This is a genomic window from Pseudoalteromonas sp. APM04 (assembly GCF_022809815.1).
Classification (GTDB): Bacteria; Pseudomonadota; Gammaproteobacteria; order Enterobacterales; family Alteromonadaceae; genus Pseudoalteromonas; species Pseudoalteromonas marina.
The window spans coordinates 40,302-58,203 of sequence record NZ_CP094441.1 but is presented as its reverse complement, the minus strand read 5'-3'; the positions used below and the strand labels follow the sequence as shown (position 1 = coordinate 58,203).

General features: G+C 38.1%; 20 protein-coding genes and 2 tRNA genes. 12 read left to right on the top strand and 10 right to left on the bottom strand.

What is annotated here, in order from left to right:
- Positions 1-396 precede the first annotated feature (396 nt).
- The 4 genes from MTP24_RS00300 to MTP24_RS00285 all read left to right on the top strand — a co-directional run bounded on the left by MTP24_RS00300 (position 397) and on the right by MTP24_RS00285 (position 1,783).
- Positions 397-537 (top strand): hypothetical protein, encoded by a 141-nt coding sequence (locus tag MTP24_RS00300; RefSeq protein WP_008128321.1) that lies wholly within the window; start codon positions 397-399, stop codon positions 535-537.
- Between the two features lie 217 nt (positions 538-754).
- A tRNA-Ser gene (locus MTP24_RS00295) sits at positions 755-845 on the top strand.
- A 49-nt stretch (positions 846-894) separates the two neighbouring features.
- A tRNA-Ser gene (locus MTP24_RS00290) sits at positions 895-987 on the top strand.
- A 307-nt stretch (positions 988-1,294) separates the two neighbouring features.
- Positions 1,295-1,783 carry an RNA-binding protein gene (locus tag MTP24_RS00285; RefSeq protein ID WP_243532202.1) on the top strand — a complete coding sequence of 163 codons (489 nt, stop codon included), beginning with the start codon at positions 1,295-1,297 and terminating at the stop codon, positions 1,781-1,783.
- Here MTP24_RS00285 and MTP24_RS00280 read toward each other — a convergent pair.
- Together MTP24_RS00280 and MTP24_RS00275 are read right to left on the bottom strand one after the other, a co-directional pair.
- Positions 1,767-2,891, bottom strand: a complete 1,125-nt coding sequence (locus MTP24_RS00280) for an aminotransferase class V-fold PLP-dependent enzyme (RefSeq protein ID WP_243532200.1) — start codon at positions 2,889-2,891, stop codon at positions 1,767-1,769. The two genes, MTP24_RS00285 and MTP24_RS00280, sit on opposite strands and share 17 nt — an antisense overlap.
- A gap of 1 nt (position 2,892) precedes the next feature.
- Positions 2,893-4,062 carry a monodechloroaminopyrrolnitrin synthase PrnB family protein gene (locus MTP24_RS00275; protein ID WP_243532198.1) on the bottom strand — a complete coding sequence of 390 codons (1,170 nt, stop codon included), beginning with the start codon at positions 4,060-4,062 and terminating at the stop codon, positions 2,893-2,895.
- Between the two features lie 127 nt (positions 4,063-4,189).
- On the opposite strand from MTP24_RS00275, the gene MTP24_RS00270 reads away from it, so the two are divergent.
- The 3 genes from MTP24_RS00270 to MTP24_RS00260 all read left to right on the top strand — a co-directional run bounded on the left by MTP24_RS00270 (position 4,190) and on the right by MTP24_RS00260 (position 8,789).
- On the top strand, positions 4,190-4,645 hold the full coding sequence (locus tag MTP24_RS00270) for an Lrp/AsnC family transcriptional regulator (RefSeq protein ID WP_243532196.1): 456 nt from the start codon (positions 4,190-4,192) through the stop codon (positions 4,643-4,645).
- Positions 4,646-4,717: 72 nt separating this feature from the next.
- A complete protein-coding gene (locus tag MTP24_RS00265; RefSeq protein ID WP_243532193.1) occupies positions 4,718-7,429 on the top strand; it encodes an ATP-binding protein in 2,712 nt (903 codons plus the stop codon).
- 220 nt (positions 7,430-7,649) lie between these two features.
- Positions 7,650-8,789 (top strand): GNAT family N-acetyltransferase, encoded by a 1,140-nt coding sequence (locus MTP24_RS00260; protein ID WP_243532191.1) that lies wholly within the window; start codon positions 7,650-7,652, stop codon positions 8,787-8,789.
- On the opposite strand, the gene MTP24_RS00255 is transcribed toward MTP24_RS00260, so the two are convergent.
- Positions 8,766-9,356, bottom strand: coding sequence for a DUF938 domain-containing protein (locus MTP24_RS00255; RefSeq protein WP_243532189.1), 591 nt, complete (start codon positions 9,354-9,356; stop codon positions 8,766-8,768). The two genes, MTP24_RS00260 and MTP24_RS00255, sit on opposite strands and share 24 nt — an antisense overlap.
- A gap of 196 nt (positions 9,357-9,552) precedes the next feature.
- On the opposite strand from MTP24_RS00255, the gene MTP24_RS00250 reads away from it, so the two are divergent.
- The 5 genes from MTP24_RS00250 (at position 9,553) to MTP24_RS00230 (ending at position 12,618) form a co-directional block, all read left to right on the top strand.
- Positions 9,553-9,738 (top strand): hypothetical protein, encoded by a 186-nt coding sequence (locus MTP24_RS00250; protein WP_010558102.1) that lies wholly within the window; start codon positions 9,553-9,555, stop codon positions 9,736-9,738.
- A gap of 94 nt (positions 9,739-9,832) precedes the next feature.
- Entirely contained in the window at positions 9,833-10,198 is a 366-nt protein-coding gene (locus MTP24_RS00245; RefSeq protein WP_243532187.1) for a hypothetical protein, read from the top strand.
- 11 nt (positions 10,199-10,209) lie between these two features.
- The gene (locus MTP24_RS00240; protein WP_243532185.1) at positions 10,210-11,583 is read left to right on the top strand and encodes a class II fumarate hydratase; all 1,374 of its coding nucleotides are present in this window, start codon (positions 10,210-10,212) and stop codon (positions 11,581-11,583) included.
- Positions 11,584-11,696: 113 nt separating this feature from the next.
- Entirely contained in the window at positions 11,697-12,203 is a 507-nt protein-coding gene (locus MTP24_RS00235; protein WP_058430272.1) for a hypothetical protein, read from the top strand.
- A gap of 10 nt (positions 12,204-12,213) precedes the next feature.
- Positions 12,214-12,618, top strand: coding sequence for a hypothetical protein (locus tag MTP24_RS00230; RefSeq protein WP_006793824.1), 405 nt, complete (start codon positions 12,214-12,216; stop codon positions 12,616-12,618).
- Between the two features lie 29 nt (positions 12,619-12,647).
- Here MTP24_RS00230 and MTP24_RS00225 read toward each other — a convergent pair whose 3' ends face one another.
- From MTP24_RS00225 to MTP24_RS00195, 7 genes are all read right to left on the bottom strand, one after another.
- On the bottom strand, positions 12,648-12,836 hold the full coding sequence (locus tag MTP24_RS00225; protein WP_006793823.1) for a hypothetical protein: 189 nt from the start codon (positions 12,834-12,836) through the stop codon (positions 12,648-12,650).
- Positions 12,837-13,024: 188 nt separating this feature from the next.
- Positions 13,025-13,345, bottom strand: coding sequence for a hypothetical protein (locus MTP24_RS00220; protein ID WP_006793821.1), 321 nt, complete (start codon positions 13,343-13,345; stop codon positions 13,025-13,027).
- Entirely contained in the window at positions 13,342-13,980 is a 639-nt protein-coding gene (locus MTP24_RS00215) for a DUF4178 domain-containing protein (RefSeq protein WP_058430271.1), read from the bottom strand. The genes MTP24_RS00220 and MTP24_RS00215 overlap by 4 nt, the downstream gene beginning before the upstream one ends.
- A 73-nt stretch (positions 13,981-14,053) precedes the next feature.
- Positions 14,054-14,746 (bottom strand): PspA/IM30 family protein, encoded by a 693-nt coding sequence (locus tag MTP24_RS00210; protein WP_006793819.1) that lies wholly within the window; start codon positions 14,744-14,746, stop codon positions 14,054-14,056.
- 24 nt (positions 14,747-14,770) lie between these two features.
- Complete coding sequence (locus MTP24_RS00205) at positions 14,771-15,184, bottom strand: DUF2170 family protein (protein WP_006793818.1); 414 nt, start codon at positions 15,182-15,184, stop codon at positions 14,771-14,773.
- 80 nt (positions 15,185-15,264) lie between these two features.
- Positions 15,265-16,986, bottom strand: a complete 1,722-nt coding sequence (locus MTP24_RS00200) for a polyamine aminopropyltransferase (protein WP_006793817.1) — start codon at positions 16,984-16,986, stop codon at positions 15,265-15,267.
- A 3-nt stretch (positions 16,987-16,989) separates the two neighbouring features.
- Positions 16,990-17,889 carry a DUF350 domain-containing protein gene (locus MTP24_RS00195; RefSeq protein ID WP_008128289.1) on the bottom strand — a complete coding sequence of 300 codons (900 nt, stop codon included), beginning with the start codon at positions 17,887-17,889 and terminating at the stop codon, positions 16,990-16,992.
- Positions 17,890-17,902: the final 13 nt, after the last annotated feature.

The window sequence follows — 17,902 nt, the reverse complement described above, 5'->3', positions numbered from 1 at the left end:
AAAAAATCGTATTTTTAAGTCAATTACTATTTTAAATATCAAATTAACGACGATTTTTAATGCACTAAGCATAACCACTAGCTGCTATAAAAAAACCACAAAAATAACAATTAAAAACCAAAATAAAATAATCTGAATAATTACCCATTTAAAATAATCGAATATGCATAAATAAAAAACAAAATCAGTAAAAATACAATTAAAACAACAAACTAAAAAAGATCAGGGTGAAATAAAAATTAAAAAACAGAAAAAATATAATTAAACATTTTATTAACAACCACTACTTCAGATAAAAATAACTAATGCCTCACAGGTAATTTTTATCGTTTTATTTTTGTACGCTTTGCATGCAAAATGCGCATGTTTTCAACAGACCTAAACCGGAGCCAAGTGATGAACCCAATAAATACATTAAACCAAACAGCAAACACACAAATTGCAGTTAAACCAACCAACCGAAAAGCAAAAATGCTAGCTAGGCTTAATACCCTTGGTAAAAAATTAGCACTTGGCGGCGCAGCGCAATATAAATAATCACCCAACCATGGTTATTTATTCGGTGCAGCAAACACCCAACCACTAAAAAGTCTCTTTTTTAGCTCCCACAGTTTGCTGCAACCTCTTTATTTTATTAATAATTGCCTTAATTTCCCCTAATTTGTAAAAAAACACGTATTTACGTCTATTTTTTAGGCAAACAGACATTTTGCTATTTACACACCCCCATCACCTAAGTATTATTCTGCGTCACGGAGAGATGGCAGAGTGGTCGAATGCACCGGTCTTGAAAACCGGCATAGGTTTGTAGCCTATCTAGGGTTCAAATCCCTATCTCTCCACCATATTTTAGTTGGTGGTTTTTTATATCATCAATACAACCGGTTATGCGTTGGAGAGGTGTCCGAGTGGCCGAAGGAGCTCCCCTGCTAAGGGAGTATAGAGTTTGTAGCTCTATCGAGGGTTCGAATCCCTCCCTCTCCACCATATACTATATATAAACCACTTAATTGTGGTTTTTTTGTGCCTAAATTTTAACACTAATACTAAATTGGACGGTGAGACCCTCGACAGGGTTCGACAAAATGTCTGGAACATTTTGGGCCGCTGCAAGCGTCGCACAGCGATTGATTACATGGATGAAAGCAAGTCTATTCCCCTTTCTCCACTATATGCTAGATATAAACCACTTAACTGTGGTTTTTTGTGCCTAAAATTTATAAAAATTAAACAAATTGTAACCCGCTATGACTTAGTGCATTATTACTAAAACGATAGCCACTTAAGGTTTGCTATGAACAGGTTCATATTGTTAATTACATGCACAGCGCTACCTTTTTTTTCTTTTTCGCAAAATACAACGGTATACAAGTGTGTAATTAAAGGTGTTCCTACCTTTAGCCAAACACCTTGCTCAAAAGATGCCGAACAGGTCACACTAAAAGAAATCAATATAATTGAAGCCTATAAAAGCCCCACTCAAACAAATAATGTTACCGATAGTTCAGTAGACAATTTTTTAGAAGTTCAGCAAATAGAACGTGAAATAAGCAAGCTACAATTAACACTTAAACAAACAGAAAAGACCTACCAAGAGCAAGTAAAGCAAGCCAGCTATGTTACACAAGATCAGGCTAACCGGTTAGGCGCCTCTTCTATTGCTGACGCCATTGCTAAAAAAACAGCGCCAATTACCAGCGCATATGAATCAAAGGTTACGCGAACACAACAACAAATAGATGCTTTACGTCAACGAAAGCAGTTGCTTAGTCAAATTCCTTAAGCGCTTGCTTTATGGTATTGATAAGCGCGTTTACATCTTCTTCCGTTGTATAAATATGCGGTGAGACTCGTATTCCGTATTTGCGCTCGTCAACACTCATGTTTGCTTTACCCAGCGCTGCTAATATTTGCTGCTGTTTATTCTTAAAAAACATAATAACGGTACCACTACATTGATTGCTTTGTATTGGTGACACAACAAATTCACTTAAATGCTGATGAATATTCGAAATCATCGCGAGATTATGCTCTCTTACCTTTCTAACTGTCAGATCTGCAAAGTAATTTATACTATTTACAGCAATCACGTACGGGGCTATAGAAGGGGTGCCTCCCCAAAATCTCAGCGCGCTGTGATGATAACTAAAATGGTTAATATTAAACTCAAAGGGGTTTTCATGAGAAAACCACCCCACATCTTTTGGCTTACACTGCTCCAGCTGGTTTTGATTAACCCATAAGTAGGCTGCACCTGGCCCGCCGCACAACCATTTAACACTTGAGCCAATCATGAAATCGGCATCAAGCGTTGTTAAATCAATAGGCAACACTCCAGCAGATTGCGCCACATCAATTAGTGAAAGGCTATTAGTCATCTTACTGCGTAGTACAATATCGCTTATCGGTGCTTGAACCCCCGTATTTGAATAAACATGGCTTACAAACACCATATCTATATCGGATGTTAAATAACGCTCCCATACAGCTATATCGCTTAGATTTTCCTCTTCAGGAATAAACAGTATTTCTGCACAAGGCGGTAACGCCTTTTGCATTACAAACCCCATACTTGGAAAGTCGCTTTGTGCCATAAGCACTTTGCAGCGTGCTTGTTGTAATTGAGGGTGCGACATAACTAACTTAGTTAAACCGCTTGATAAGTTAACTTGCGGGCAAAATTGTGAACTTGGCGAATTAAATAACTTACCTAGTGCAGAAGTAAACGCATCTATTTGAGGTAACCATTGTTGCCATGGCTCTTTATTTGAATCTTGCCATGGTGATAGATAATGCTCTGTAAAGTACTGTTGAGAACTTTTTAGTGGCCTGCCGACGGAGTGGCTTAAAAAGTAGCAACCTTCAGATATACAAAAATCATTTTTAAGCATATTACTTCACCCACTCTTTTAATGAATTGAGATCATCAAACCGCGTTTTTATATCGTCCCTTTTTGCCGCTGCGCGTCTATCCCTCAACTTTTCTAACGAATCGAGTAATACATGAAGTGGCGGTCCACTTGCCGTTACTTTACTTAAATGTTGCTCTTGCATTTGCTTTGACGGTTGCGCAATAAATTTTTCTACTAACTGGTTATGATGTCCGATTGCTGTGTCACCATGTAACTTACATACTTGCATAAATAGCTTTCCATGTGATTTAAACCAGTTGCTATTTTTATATTGCTGCGCCTGTAAAAAATCGTCCATAAAGCTTTGTATTCGCATTGATTCTCTTAATATTTGCTGATCTTCTGGCATCATATACAAAAACTTATCCACCAGCATTTGTGAGTAGCTTGGCTCATTTGCACTACAAAGACCAAGCAACATATCAATTACGTTAATTCCGGCAAAATCGCCTGCGTTTGCACCTCGATAAATCTCTTTACCAACACGGTATGGTTTGTAGTAAGGGCGAACGCAGTTAAAAAAACGATCTGTATCTAATTGTGTGTAAAGTGCATTGTTAGATTCAATTACATTAATGAGCGCGTACTTTGCAGCCTTTAGTAATTCACCACACAAAGGGTGCGAAATACCCAGTGGTACTATCTTTAATAAGGCATCACTTGCTCGCTTGTAGGCTAAAATACCTTGAGTGTTATAATCTAAAAAAAGTTTTTCATCAGGTAAATTAGTAAAGCGCTTATAGGTGCCATTAACAGCTTTATTGTGGGTGGTTAAATGCGCGGTAGCAAACCGCGGTGTTACACCAATCGACGCACCAATATGCATTGCCAATGCCGATGCCTCTACCAAAGGTGAAGTAGTTTCTCTACTGGGCTCAGTTATTTCATGGCGGCGACATGCAGCCATGAATAATCCAACATTGCCTAATAAATCAAATGCACGATCAAACCCTTGATCGGTATTTCCTTCTGCTAACAAGTGTGAAATTAATACATTGCCTTGCCTTTTTAATTGTTGCTTTAATTTCTCACCAACACCTTCAACATTTGCTTTATCGAATTGCTGCCAATAAAGCAGCTCTAATTCAGTATTTATCTCTACAAACTCAGTGCGTATCCAATCATCAAATGTGGCCGTATGTGTATTCATTATTTTGCTCTATTATTTTTATATTTAAATGCTAACAGAGTAACGTGAGCGTAAATCATCAAAAAACAAAGTGAAAGTGTCTATAATTAGTGATAATCACTAAAAATTTAAAAATAGATAACAATAAATGTTAGATAAAAAAGATCAGCAAATACTCACAGCACTACAAGAAAATGCCAGAATACCGGTTTCAGATTTAGCAAATACGATTAGCTTGTCTGATACGCCTTGCTTAAGGCGAATCAAAAAACTTGAAAAAGAGCATGTTATTACGGGCTACCACGCGTCAATTAATCCTAAAAAACTTGAACTGAACGTATTGGTATATGCTTTTATTAGGCTAAATCAAAATTCTGTTAGCGCGGCAGACTTATTTGAACAGTCGGTAGAAAAGCTACCTCATGTATTAGAGTGCAGTGTAATATCAGGTAGCTATGATTATTTACTAAAAATTATTGCTAACGATCTTGAAAGCTATGAACAATTTGTTAAACATCGGTTAGGTAGTTTGAGCTGCATAGCGAATATAGAGTCAACGGTGGTACTTAAGCAGTCGTTCACTAAAAAGCAGCTTCCGCTATAAAAGTACGGCAAATACAAAGTTGTTAGCTATACTGATATTTCTTAAACAGAAACATAGATATATGGATATTATGTGAAAATATTCGCCTCAACCTCTCAATCAATTATTTTCTACATATTATTCGCCCTCGCTTATTACTTACTGGGCGTTGGACTTACTGCGTTTGCATTTAACTCGCAAATAGTCCCTATCTGGCTACCGGCAGGTATTGCTTTAGTTGGTTGTTATATATGGTGGTGGCGTTTTATACCGCCTTTATTTGCAGCAGCAATTGCATTTAACTTAAATATATTCGACAACTCAGCTCATGAAATAATGCTGGTCGGCAATACGTTTACTCAGGCCATTTACATTGCCCTTGGCGTTATTATCCAAGCTATGGTCGGTGCCGCAATATTAAGGTATTGGTTGGGAAATCCGCTTTATTTTCGTAAACGAAAATACATTGCTTATTTTATTGCTGTAGTTGCTGTTTTAGTAAGCTTACTATCATCAAATATTGGTGTATTTGCGTTAAGTAACTTTAACCCACTTTATAGTATTGAGGACCATTGGCTTCATGTTATTTATTGGTGGTTAGGAGATATATTAGGGGTACTTATTGCCTCACCTTTTTTATTGTCGCTACTGCCCAAAGCACCTGGACAACGCAAAGTCTTAGCCTATGAAACCATTGCAGTTTGCTCTATTTTATTTATATCTGTGGCGCTTACAGCACAAATTTACGAACGCGAAAACAGCAAAAATACAATTAAAATTGCAGAGCGAGAAGTTGAAGTTATTGAAAACAGTTTATACAGGTATATAAATCAAAGTATTATCGCCGTGCAAAGCTTAGCAAGCCAAGTACAATCATCACCTGAGTTTAATGAGCAAGACTTTTACGCTTCAGCAAATAAACTACTTGAAAAGCATTCATTTATTAAAGCATTGTCTTGGAATGTACAAATAACACAAGCGCAGCGCCAAACACTCAGTAATACAATGTCAACAATTTATCGGCAAAATATAAACATTGTTGGTGATCCTCTCGAAGATGATGACCCTCTAGTGGTTGTTAAATATATAGCTCCTTTAGAAAGTAACCAAAAGGCGGTTGGCTTTAATGTATATTCAAACCCAGATCGAAAAGCATCTTTGCAAAATCCAGCTATCAAATATTTACCTATCAGCACTAAAATCATTCAATTAGTCCAAACAAAAACACCAACACCCGCCTATCTACTATTTGCGCCTGTTTATGGTCAAAATGAAAATATAAAGGGTTATGCCACCGGTGTATTTTTGGCCCATAAAATTATTGAACAAGCTATTACACAGCAGCAATCTGAAATGTTTTCTATTGATGTGTTTGAATTTGACAACGAACCCGCCTTTTACAGTAACGACTCTCAAAACTTTGAGCAAGCAACCCAAAGCCAGTTAATGTCATTCAATATTAACTTTGGAGGTCAGCAATGGGTAATAAAATTAGCACTTAAAGAAAACTACATTTCACAACAAAACATTGAAATGTCTTTATTTTTACTTATGCTACAAACCGCTGTGTGTTTACTTATTATTGTAGTGTTAATGCTATTTAACCAGCAGCAACTAGCGCTTAGCCGCCAAGTTGCAGAACGAACAAGCTCATTGGTAAAAGCCAAAAAACAGTCTGACTTAGCCAATAGCGCTAAAAGCCAATTTTTAGCCAATATGAGTCACGAAATACGCACCCCATTAAATGCCATTATTGGCCTATCGTCACTTGCGAAAAGAGGTGATGATGCTCAAAAGCTGTTCAGCTACATTAAAAAAATTTACTCCTCTTCAAACAGTCTATTAAACCTAATTAACGACGTTCTTGATATTTCAAAAATAGAGTCACAACATTTAATACTAGAGTCCATTGCGTTTGATCCAAAAGCACTTGTAACGCGCATTGACACAATGTTTGAGCAAAGTGCGAAAAATAAAAACATTGAATGGATTCTCAAATGTAACTTACCTGTAGATACCTGGTTTTTAGGCGATGCAATGCGCATAGAACAAATACTACTTAATTTATGTAGTAATGCGATTAAATTTACTAACGAAGGAAGCGTTACGCTCGATATAGATACAGAGTTTGTGTCTGCCAATAAGGTAAAACTAAGCATTGCAGTATCAGATACTGGCATAGGTATTGAAAAAAACCAACACAACACCTTATTTAACGCATTTACCCAAGCTGACAGTTCAACCTCTCGAAAATTTGGTGGCACAGGCCTTGGTTTAACAATAGCTAAAGAACTATGTTTGCTAATGGGAGCAACACTTAATTTAAAAAGCGAGCTGGGTGAAGGGTCAACCTTTACGTTTGCCGTTAACTTAACAACATCAGAGCCAGATATAGAGCCAGAAGCCATATCAAAAGATATTGATATTACGTCTTTAAATATTTTGGTCGCAGAAGACAATCCTGTGAATCAAATGGTAATAAAAGCGATGTTGGGATCTTTAGGTATCATTCCTCACTTGGTTGAAAATGGTGAAGAAGCTGTAAATATAATCAAAGAACAACATTTTGATTTGGTATTAATGGATTGCCAAATGCCTGTTATGGATGGCTATAAAGCAACAGAATTAATTCGAGCGTTTAAATCGCAACACACATTACCCATCATTGCGCTAACAGCTGATGCCATGCCAGAAGATAAAATTAAAGCTAAAAAAGCAGGCTTTACCGAACATTTAGCAAAACCCATAGAACTTGCAAAACTGACCGAGTGCTTGAGTCAGTTTGTAAAAACAGTTACTAAATAGCACCCAAAAAATTGTTACCATCACGCTACGTGACTGAGTTATTATGGTCACTCGTGGTGTTTAATAACACAATAGCCTAATCGCATCGTAAAAATCACTTTAATACGTGACTACTTAAAGCTCTGAAAAAATAAATTGAAGCTTAGAAGTAAATTAAGTGCCAATAAAATTACAAGTTAGAGCGCACAATTAAGCACGCAATATTTACAAGGTCGGCATCATGAAAAGCTTTTCTCATCGATGGTTTAAAAATATTAATGAAATAGACCAAGCGCAATGGCATGCTTTTTTTGGTGATGAACCTTTTACTCAACATGCCTTTTTATACGCCTTAGAGCAAAGCCAATGTGTAACACAGCAAAGTGGCTGGCAGCCCTATCATTTAGCTGTATATGAAGGGAGTAACTTAATAGCGCTTGCACCTGGTTATGTAAAAAGCCATTCTTATGGTGAGTATGTATTTGACTGGGCATGGGCTGAAGCATACGAAAAAAATGGTTTGCATTACTATCCCAAATGGCTATCAGGCGTGCCATTTAGCCCAATTGAAGGTAAACGTATTGCCATTCATCACACAAACCACAACGACGTATACAACTATATTACAGAGCAGCTCTGCACACACAGCATTGAGCAAGGATGGTCTGGCTGGCATATAAACTTTTGCGACCAAACACAAGCAACGTTACTCACTAAGCAGCAAGCGATGCTCAGAGAGGGCGTTCAATTTCAATGGTTTAATAAAGGGTTTGATACTTTTGACGACTTTTTAACAACGCTAAACTCGCGTAAACGTAGATCGCTAAAAAAAGAACGCGCTAAAATAACACATCAAAATATTATTATTGAATGGCTAAAGGGTTCAGATATTACACCTGAAATAATGCAGCTGTTTTGCGAATTTTATCAGCGCACCTATTTAAAACGCTCAGGACATTTAGGCTATCTAAACAGTGAATTTTTTACCCTTTTGCATGCACTTATGGCATCGCAGCTGGTTATTATGCTTGCCAAAAAAGACGGTCAAGTCATCGCTGCAACACTCAGTTTAATTGGTGAAAACACACTTTACGGCAGGTACTGGGGGGCAAGCGAAAATATTGACGCACTTCACTTTGAGCTATGTTATTACCAAGGGATAGAATTTGCTATTAAACATAAACTCGACTGCTTTCATTCAGGTGCACAAGGGGAGCATAAAATAGCGAGGGGGTTTGAACCCGTTACTACTTTTTCAGCCCACCATATTGTTAACAATGACTTTAGCAGTGCAATTGAAGATTACCTGTCTCGAGAACGCCAGCATATTGCACTTTACAAAGCACAGTGCACATCGTTATTGCCGTTTAAAAACGAGTAACTGGTTATTAGCTGGCATAGCATGATCGCTCATAAGCGAAAGCCCTGCTTGCTTAGCCAATAATAAAACAGCTTCAAAATCTCTTATACCACTTAAAGGATCTCGCTCAGTTAAAAAGGCGCAAAACTCTTGATTGCTTTGGCTAGTGTATTCACCTTTGTACTTAAAAGGACCATAAATACACACAATCCCCTCATCATTTAAGTGACGTTTAACCCCGTCAAAAAAACGCTCAACTAACAACCAACTTACAATATGAAATGTATTCGCGGTATATATAGCATCTACTTTTTCGATAGGCCATGGCTGGTTTAAATCAAGCTCAATAGGGGCATGTAAATTAGCTAAATTAACTTCACTATGCCATAGCCTAATACCTTCATGATTAATGACACGATCACTTGTATGCCATTGTAGATAAGGTAATTTTTCAGCAAAAAATACACTGTGCTGACCTGTTCCAGAACCAACTTCTAATACTGTTTCAACGTTTTTTAACGCGCTGTTTAAATGCTCTAAAATTGGCCCTTTATTGTTTTCACATGCTTGTGAAAATGGCTTTGTCATTGAGTGCACCAAAATTGTGGATGTTTGCACAATAGTAAAGCAAATTTGCAATATGTTGTCGTGACTAATTATGATTTATTTATTAAGTTAAATATAATCATGTAGTTAGATATAGCTGGCTTGATTGGTATGTATTATGCAGCAACATAATTGACCCATTTAAGGGTTAATTAACTAATCACAAAAGGATAAAATTATGCATATGCCTCCCTATACCGCTGTTGATGCAGCAGTAGCTATAACCGAAAAAAGTACCGATGATCACAGTGAAACCCTTGATATGAGAGCAACAGTAATTGATTTACTTTCTCATCCAAAACATAATCAAAAGGCGATCACTAAACATGAAACAGACCAGATATTTATTCTCGGCTATAATTAAAATACACGCCGTAAATAATTTTTATAATAACTATTTACACTGAAACCGATTAAATGTAATGATAACTATTATCATTAGTTGAGTCGGTTTTTTTATGTCTTCAAATCACGCCTTACATAACTATCAGCATACTCTTGCATTTAATTGCAAAAGACCAGGTCTGCATGCCCCAATGCTTGTCGCTCATTATATAGACGCAGCTCTCAACGTAGCTAAAAACTTTGAACAACTTGATAATCCGCTACTTCAGGAGTATTACCTTAGACGCACACACCATGAAATTATAAATAAAATGTGCGATCCTCTTACTCATAATTCAATTCGCAAACAATGTCTACACCAGCTACACAAACCATTACTTGCATTAAAGCGTTTCTACATAAGCCACAATAGCCGTGCTAAATTTTTATTACTTGAGCGTGAAGCTCGTATTCTTAGTCACGAATTCAACCCTTTTTAAGGAGCACATTAATGAGCAACTTTAGAATAGAATCAGACAGTATGGGCGAATTAAAAGTACCTGTTAACGCTTTATATCAAGCACAAACACAGCGCGCTGTTAATAACTTTGCTATTAGCGCCCTCACTATGCCAGCACAATTTATAAAGGCACTGGCATATATAAAACAAGCTGCAGCACAAAGTAACTGTGAGCTAGGGCTTATAAATAAAACCAAGGCAACTGCAATAGAGCATGCTTGCCAAGCGATTATTGATGGTAAGCATCATGATCAGTTTCCTGTTGATGTGTTTCAAACCGGATCAGGAACTAGTTCTAATATGAACGCCAATGAAGTAATAGCAACACTTGCCAGTACTCAACAGGAGCTTGTACATCCTAATGATGATGTAAACATGGGCCAAAGCTCAAACGATGTAGTCCCTACGGCTATTGCACTAAGTAGTGCATTAGCCGTTAAACAAGCATTACTGCCAGCTCTTGAAAACCTTTCGCAACATTTAGAAAATAAAAAGAGCGAGGTAGGCGATATTGTTAAAACAGGTCGCACCCACTTAATGGACGCGATGCCTGTTACATTCGAGCAAACCCTTAATGCATGGCAATCGCAAGTAAACAACGCAGCCTCAGGCATTCGCCATAGCTTAGAGCCAGTGTGTGAGCTTGCTCAAGGTGGTACAGCTGTTGGTACCGGTATTAATGCCGACCCAAAGTTTGCAGACTTATTTTGCACTAACCTAACTAAAAACGTGGGGATCCGGTTTTCGCCAAGCAAAAACTTTTTTTATAATATTGGTTCACAAGATGCCATTGTTGCACTGTCTGGGCAGTTAAAAGTACTCGCTGTAGCACAAATGAAAATAGCGAACGACTTACGCTGGATGAACTCAGGCCCTCTTGCAGGTTTAGGCGAAATAGAACTTGAAGCCCTACAACCTGGCTCATCTATTATGCCGGGTAAAGTAAACCCAGTCATACCAGAAGCCGCTGCGATGGTTAGCGCACAAGTGATTGGTAACGACGCTACAATTACCGTTGCTGGTCAATCTGGTAACTTTGAACTAAATGTTATGCTGCCCGTTATTGCCTATAATATTTTGCAAAGCATAGAGCTACTAACAAACAGCGCCCAAGCTTTGGCAGAAAAAGCCATAGCCACATTTATCGTAAATCAAGCTAACATTGACCGCGCTCTTGCTAAAAACCCTATTTTAGTGACTGCACTTAATCCGGTGATCGGTTACGAAAAAGCAGCAAAAATAGCCAAGCAAGCCTATAAAGAAGCCCGTCCTATTATTGATGTTGCCGAACAAGAAACTGACTTACCACGTGAAGAGCTCGAAAAACTGCTCAACCCGACTAAGCTCACACAAGGTGGTTTGTAGTTTTTGAAAAGCCATAAATACGGCTTTAATTACTTGATTATAGAGTTTTTATTGCCGTAAAAAATGCACCGTGTATGATAGTGATGAATTATTCATCACTATCAAGGTATCTTATGCGCCCTGTATTATTAGCTCTTGTTTTACCCCTTTGTTTAAGTGCGTGTTTAGATAAAACACCAGCAGAAAAAGAATCAGTAACCACTGCTGAAGTAATAAAACCAAAACAACAAACACTAAAAGAAACCACTCAAACAAAAAGTGACGTTGAGGAACTTTCAAACTCAAGTCTTAAAGCGGTATCGGTTGAAGATATTACGACAGCTAAAACCCAATTAAACACGCTTATTGCTGACACTAGCTGCGATACAAGTATGCAATGTAAAGTTATTGCAGTAGGTAGTCGCGCCTGTGGTGGCCCTAGTAGCTTTGAAGTTTATTCAACCAAAACAGCAAAAGACGAGCAAGTAAAAACACTGAGTAAAACAATCACCGAGCTTGAAAGTAATTTTAATACGCAAAAAGGAATGATGAGTATTTGCCAGCATTTAACAACACCAAGCACTCAGTGTGTTGAAAATAAATGTGTTAAACTTGAAGGCTCAGCAGTAAGTGTATTTTAAGGATAACAATATGAGTGGTTTGACATTGACAGTTAAATTATCAATTTTTAGTGTTGCTGCTAGCATTTTTTTACTCAGCGGTTGCTCAACAACAGCATCTGTAAATAGCGATCAAGGGCAGAGCTTGTCGGCTTTAAATAGCCAACTTGCCAATATTGTTGATAACAATGGCTGTACAGCAAGCTTTCAGTGTAAGGTACTTGAAGTAGGGGCGCGAGCATGTGGCGGGCCGAGCAAATATGCTGTTTATTCAACGCTAAATACCCCTCAAGAGCAAGCAGAAAGCATTGCAAAGCAGATCACCGAACAAGAAAAAAATCAAAATGAGCAACAATCACTAACCGATTGCTTACCGGTTATTGAAGTACAATCGCTGTGTATTAACCAGCAATGCCAATCAATAGATATTAAGTAATAAATAAAGTATTAAGTACTATTTCAGCGTTATTGACTTAAGTACGGAATAAGCGCTGAAATAACCACGACTAGCAGCACACATATCCCTGCTTTTAGTATGTACTTCATTGGCATGGTTTTTAGTACCCAGTATGCATATATAAAACGCACAAAATAACTTGCTGCAGTACCAAATAAAGCAAAAATAATTAGGTAAGTAATCAGTATAATATTCAAAGCAGTACTTCTTTATAGTTGTTACCTTTAGTGTAAGGGCTTAATACAAAGAACGCAAAAGCACTGCTTTTCAATTTATTAGCTTTTGATAAATGATTTAGAAGTACATTGAAGTACCCATCCATTTAATCTTATTTTTAGCTAAAATAACTGCCTAACATACTTTTATAAGCCAGGATTTAGGTCAACTACTTAGCTTTTTTAGTATGCGCAATTAAAAGCTCTGCTACTTGTTGCTTTACCGCGCGCTTATCTTCGCTTGGTACATCAAAGCGGCTCGCTAGTTGCGCTATCTCATCATCATTCAAATTGAACGATAAGCGCTGTCGAGTCTTTTTAGACTTAACATCTAAGCCAAGTATTTTGCGGATCATATCGGATGGCGTGAGCTCTTGGTCAATTGCTTGCTTTTTTATTTGCTTTTGAACATCGCTACTCAAATCAAATGCCATTTGTGTTGCACGTACAGCCTGCTCTTGGCGCAACCACTTATCTTTAGCATCACTCACTTCGCGTCTCCAGGAAATAAATCCACTATATCGGTAATTGGACGCGTAAGTGTTAATGACACTTCGGTTTCGCCGCCATCCCAAATTTCAATATTTAGACTATGTCCTTCATCAGGCGATTCTAAACATATCATTTCACAAGGCTCGCCACCGTCTTGCTCATAGCGAGGTAGGCTTTGACCACGAAAGTCTTTATTATGAAAATAACAAACAAACGGCGATTCAGTTTGTTGGTAACTTTTAGCCAAAAACTGCATAAAACGCTCAGGAGTATTTTTAACTGCAATATGCGTTAACAACTCTTCATCAAAAATACGAGCAAATTCATCTAATGTGAAAATATCGTCTACTTCATCTCGTTGAACTTTTATCGAAAAATTAGCCCACTGCTCGCCGTCTTCTTGTGCTATTTGTAAAAACACAACTTGACCACTGTTTGTCTCAAGCACAAACTCAGTATCACTACTGTGCTGATATTGATAAGTTTGCACATCAATAACACGCAATGTTTGTCCTTTTAACCACAACGGATAAGCAAACGAATCTATAACGGTAAACATGTCACCTTTTTTAAGCTCACTTGCATGGTTAAGCTGACGTTCTGGCTCTTTTTTAGATTTGAAAAAATTAAACATAATAAAGCATCCCTTAAGCAAAAAAGGTAACTAAGCGACGCTTAATTACCTTTTATTATAAATGTACGAACTATTAGCCGTTTTGCTTGGCTTTAATGCGCGCTAAAATATCGGCACTTTTTGGACTTGTATCGCCAATGCCTGCTTCAGCCATTTTCGCTTTTAAATCGTCGCCATTAACTTCTGACTCAAGCTCTTTTGCAGCACCTAACTGATCGCTACGGTCTTGTTGACGCTGTTTAATACGCTCTAGTGATTGTCGAGCTGAGGTCATCGAAGAGCTATTCGTATTAAGCGTGCTGTTAACAGCCATTGTCGCTTGCTGTACGCTTTCTGTGGTTTTAACCATAGTAAGCTGACGTTGATTTTCTTTAATCGACTTTTCAGCGTCTTTAACTTGCTGCTTAAGCGTTACAATGTGGTTGCTAAAACCTGCTAATACTTGCTCGTTTTCAGCTTTTTCAGCTTCAAAGTCACCAATTTTTTCTGCAATTTCTAATGCTAAGGCTTCGTTACCTTTTTCAAGTGCTTGGCCTGCATACGCTTCGTGTTCAGCAATTGATGCATCTACAGCGCTAATTTTTCGCTTAGTTTGCATTTCTTTAGCCATTACTTCGGTCAGGCTTTTTTTAGCACGGTGAAGTGCATTTTGTGCATCAGCGATTTCTTGTTCAAAAATACGGATACCATTTGCATCTACAATTGCTTCGCCCGCTTCACGAGCGCCACCACGTACTGCTGTAAATAATTTTTTTAAAATACTCATAATCTTAACTCCACTAACTAGTTACTAATCGTTTAAATACAAGGTCACGGCTTCTAGTGCATCAATAGCGTTGTCAGCTAATGTCACTAGTTCGTGGGTAACATCATCTAATGATGAGTTTACCGACAGTGCACCAAAAATCGCGTATTTATTATCGATTTTAGCAAATGCACTTAGTGGAATTGGCACGTTTAAACGTAACAATGTTTCGTTTAACTCGTTGCGTAATTCACTTTTCACTTCGTCTTCGCCAAACAAGTAGCTAATACATAACAACTGCTCTTGAGTTTGCGTAACAAAAATTGGAAGTTCATCATTTCCATCAACAATGACTTGTAAAACATCTTGCTCACCTGGATTGGCAATCAAGAAAGACTCAAAGTTAGCGCCTTCAGTTTCAAAAGAGGCTAATTTTATTGAAAGTTCGTTTAATTCCATGTCTCTGCCTTTGTGTTGTTTGACATATTATGTCTGAGTTAAGATTCGCACGGTAGACATATTATGTCAACCATGTTTTGTTAGTTTTTATACAATTCACTCTCTATTTGCCATGCTGAACGGTAATAATCATAAAGCTGACCAGAACCTAACCTATTGACCTCAATGTCATTTATTTGTTCAAAATACTGATTAGGGAATACAAAACTTGCTAGTAAATATTTTTTACTTATCCATCGTGACGATACCGGCATTTCGCCTATATTACTTATTCGTGCACTGGCTGGTTGACCCATTTTGGTAGCAATTGTCCACCCCCACTGACCAAACGATGGAATATTTTGTTGGTATTGCTCCACGTAATCAAACCCGGCAGCCTTAACAGTTTTAGCTATACTCAGAAACGCCTTTTTTGCATGATATGGCGACGTTGATTGCACAGCCATAGCCCCATCAGGAGCAAGTAATTGACGTACATGATTATAAAAATAATCGCTGTATAACTTATTTAGGTCAGGATGATTCGGATCAGGTAAATCAATAATAACAGTGTCAAACTGTTTGTTTTGATCGAGTAACTTCTCAACCTCTAAAAAAGCATCACCCACGATTATGTTAGCTTTGGGGTCTTTCATTGAGTCGTTGTTGAGGTTTATTAATCGCTGCGTGATGGCTTTGGGCGGGGTAAACTTATCGTCTTCGTGGCCAAATAGGTTAAGTAACTGTCCGTCTAAATCAATTAAAGTGACTTCGTTTACCGACCATTTTAGTACATCCCTTAATGCTAAACCGTCACCCCCGCCAATAATTAGCACCTTATCATGTCGGTTAGAGGCAAGCATAGCCGGATAAACTAGCATTGAATGATATATTTGTTCATCAACACTTGAGAACTGTAGGCGGCCATTTAAGTATAGGTCGGTAATAGGTTGCGGTTGATTTTTGCTAAGTCGTTCTGTTAATACAACATGCTGATATTTAGTCGCTTGAGAATAAATAACTTTATCTTTATATAAGACGTTGCTTAGGCTATTCATCCAACTGCTGCCGAGCACTAAAATAAAGCCAAACAGCACAAGCAGTAAAATATGGCAAACCAACAAAGCTTTAGCAAAGCGAACATGGGCATGGTAGCGCCATAAAAAAGCAAGCCCTGCAATAATATTAAATAAAGCGGTCCATGCAGCAGCTTGCATGATAGGCATAGCCAACATTATGCTTACCCAAATTGCTGCCCCAATACCTGCCCCAATGTAGTCTGCACCATAAATAGTTCCTGCATTGTTTTCTAAAAACCGCCCGTACACATGTTGGCGAATACGCGCTATAAGCGGTATTTCCATACCAATAAACAGTCCTAATACTAAGCCAAATACATAAGGTAAAAAGCGTGACCATTCTTGTAACTTTTGAAATACATAGCCATTAAGTACAACGTCAGGTGGCAGGTTAAAAATGCTCGAGAACAAATGAGGAAGCGAATAACTAACTGCAATCACACTTGCTATGGCCAAAATACAGCCCATGCCAATCAAAGCTATAATGCTTTCTAGCCAAGCAAATGCGGTGAACGCATCTTTAAACCAACGCGCTAAAAAAGCCCCTAGCCCCATAGCTACTATCATGGTGCCAATCATGGCGTAAATAGCACTTTCTACAGAGCCTAGTACTCGGCCGGCATAGTGAGAGAGTAGGTACTCATAAATAAGGCCGCACCCAGCGAGCACAGCCATAACAGTGATAAGTAATATATCGTGCCCAAGTAAGCGAGACTTACTTGGGCTTTGAGTTGTTGATGACACGAATTATGCGCCTAATAAGGTTGCCATTGTGATGCCTACGGCAAACGATACAGCGGCAGAAATAGCTGCTACACCCACATTTTTTTGACGATTAACTTCATCAGAAATATCACAACCCGATAAAATTATTTTAATGGTCACTAAGTGTAAAATAATAAACGCAACTAGGCTCACTACTGCACTAACAGCCCAATATAATAGGCTAGCATTAATATTATCTGCAGCATACGGTGCAACACCTGTTGCCGCTGTGATTGCTAATGCACTACCCACTAAATAACCAGCGTAACGAATACCAACAGCTAAGTTATCATCAATAATAGCTTGTTGAAGACAGTCACCATTTTTATTTGTGCGTTTAAATAACATAACTCGGTACTGGCTCACAAATAACAGCACGATGCTACCAATAACAAAGGCAGCAATGACAATCGGTAAACCATGCCATCCCTCTGTAGCTACCCATAGCAGTGCTGAACGAATGACAATTGCCACACTCACTACATGGCCAAAATCAATGATAGAAGCAGTCACATTACCTTTAACAATTTCATCATGTAGGCTCACTTTACGCAGTGCAACTTTGTCTTGAAAAAAGTGACCAAGCTTAATTAACACAATGGCAAGCGCACCATAGCCAAGCATTTGCAGTGCTTCTTGCTGAAGCGTTGCAGCAAATGCACCACTGCTTACACCGGTTAATACGATAGCCAGCGCAACCAAACCAGCGGCAAAACTAATACCAAAGGCAAAATTATCACGCTCTGTTATTTCGTCATTGGCATGTAAATTTGAAACCCAGCCCTTTATATATTTAAGGCTAACAAATAGCAGCACAATTATTGCAAAGTCTATCGCTAAAGCTTGCAGCGACCACGTAGTTATTCCATTAAATTCATACATATTATTCTAACTC

Coding starts and splice junctions, on each gene's coding strand:
- MTP24_RS00300 (WP_008128321.1), top strand. CDS start 397: ATGAACCCAATAAATACATTAAACCAAACAGCAAACACACAAATTGCA.
- MTP24_RS00285 (WP_243532202.1), top strand. CDS start 1,295: ATGAACAGGTTCATATTGTTAATTACATGCACAGCGCTACCTTTTTTT.
- MTP24_RS00280 (WP_243532200.1), bottom strand. CDS start 2,891: ATGCTTAAAAATGATTTTTGTATATCTGAAGGTTGCTACTTTTTAAGC.
- MTP24_RS00275 (WP_243532198.1), bottom strand. CDS start 4,062: ATGAATACACATACGGCCACATTTGATGATTGGATACGCACTGAGTTT.
- MTP24_RS00270 (WP_243532196.1), top strand. CDS start 4,190: ATGTTAGATAAAAAAGATCAGCAAATACTCACAGCACTACAAGAAAAT.
- MTP24_RS00260 (WP_243532191.1), top strand. CDS start 7,650: ATGAAAAGCTTTTCTCATCGATGGTTTAAAAATATTAATGAAATAGAC.
- MTP24_RS00255 (WP_243532189.1), bottom strand. CDS start 9,356: ATGACAAAGCCATTTTCACAAGCATGTGAAAACAATAAAGGGCCAATT.
- MTP24_RS00250 (WP_010558102.1), top strand. CDS start 9,553: ATGCATATGCCTCCCTATACCGCTGTTGATGCAGCAGTAGCTATAACC.
- MTP24_RS00245 (WP_243532187.1), top strand. CDS start 9,833: ATGTCTTCAAATCACGCCTTACATAACTATCAGCATACTCTTGCATTT.
- MTP24_RS00240 (WP_243532185.1), top strand. CDS start 10,210: ATGAGCAACTTTAGAATAGAATCAGACAGTATGGGCGAATTAAAAGTA.
- MTP24_RS00235 (WP_058430272.1), top strand. CDS start 11,697: ATGCGCCCTGTATTATTAGCTCTTGTTTTACCCCTTTGTTTAAGTGCG.
- MTP24_RS00230 (WP_006793824.1), top strand. CDS start 12,214: ATGAGTGGTTTGACATTGACAGTTAAATTATCAATTTTTAGTGTTGCT.
- MTP24_RS00215 (WP_058430271.1), bottom strand. CDS start 13,980: ATGTTTAATTTTTTCAAATCTAAAAAAGAGCCAGAACGTCAGCTTAAC.
- MTP24_RS00210 (WP_006793819.1), bottom strand. CDS start 14,746: ATGAGTATTTTAAAAAAATTATTTACAGCAGTACGTGGTGGCGCTCGT.
- MTP24_RS00205 (WP_006793818.1), bottom strand. CDS start 15,184: ATGGAATTAAACGAACTTTCAATAAAATTAGCCTCTTTTGAAACTGAA.
- MTP24_RS00195 (WP_008128289.1), bottom strand. CDS start 17,889: ATGTATGAATTTAATGGAATAACTACGTGGTCGCTGCAAGCTTTAGCG.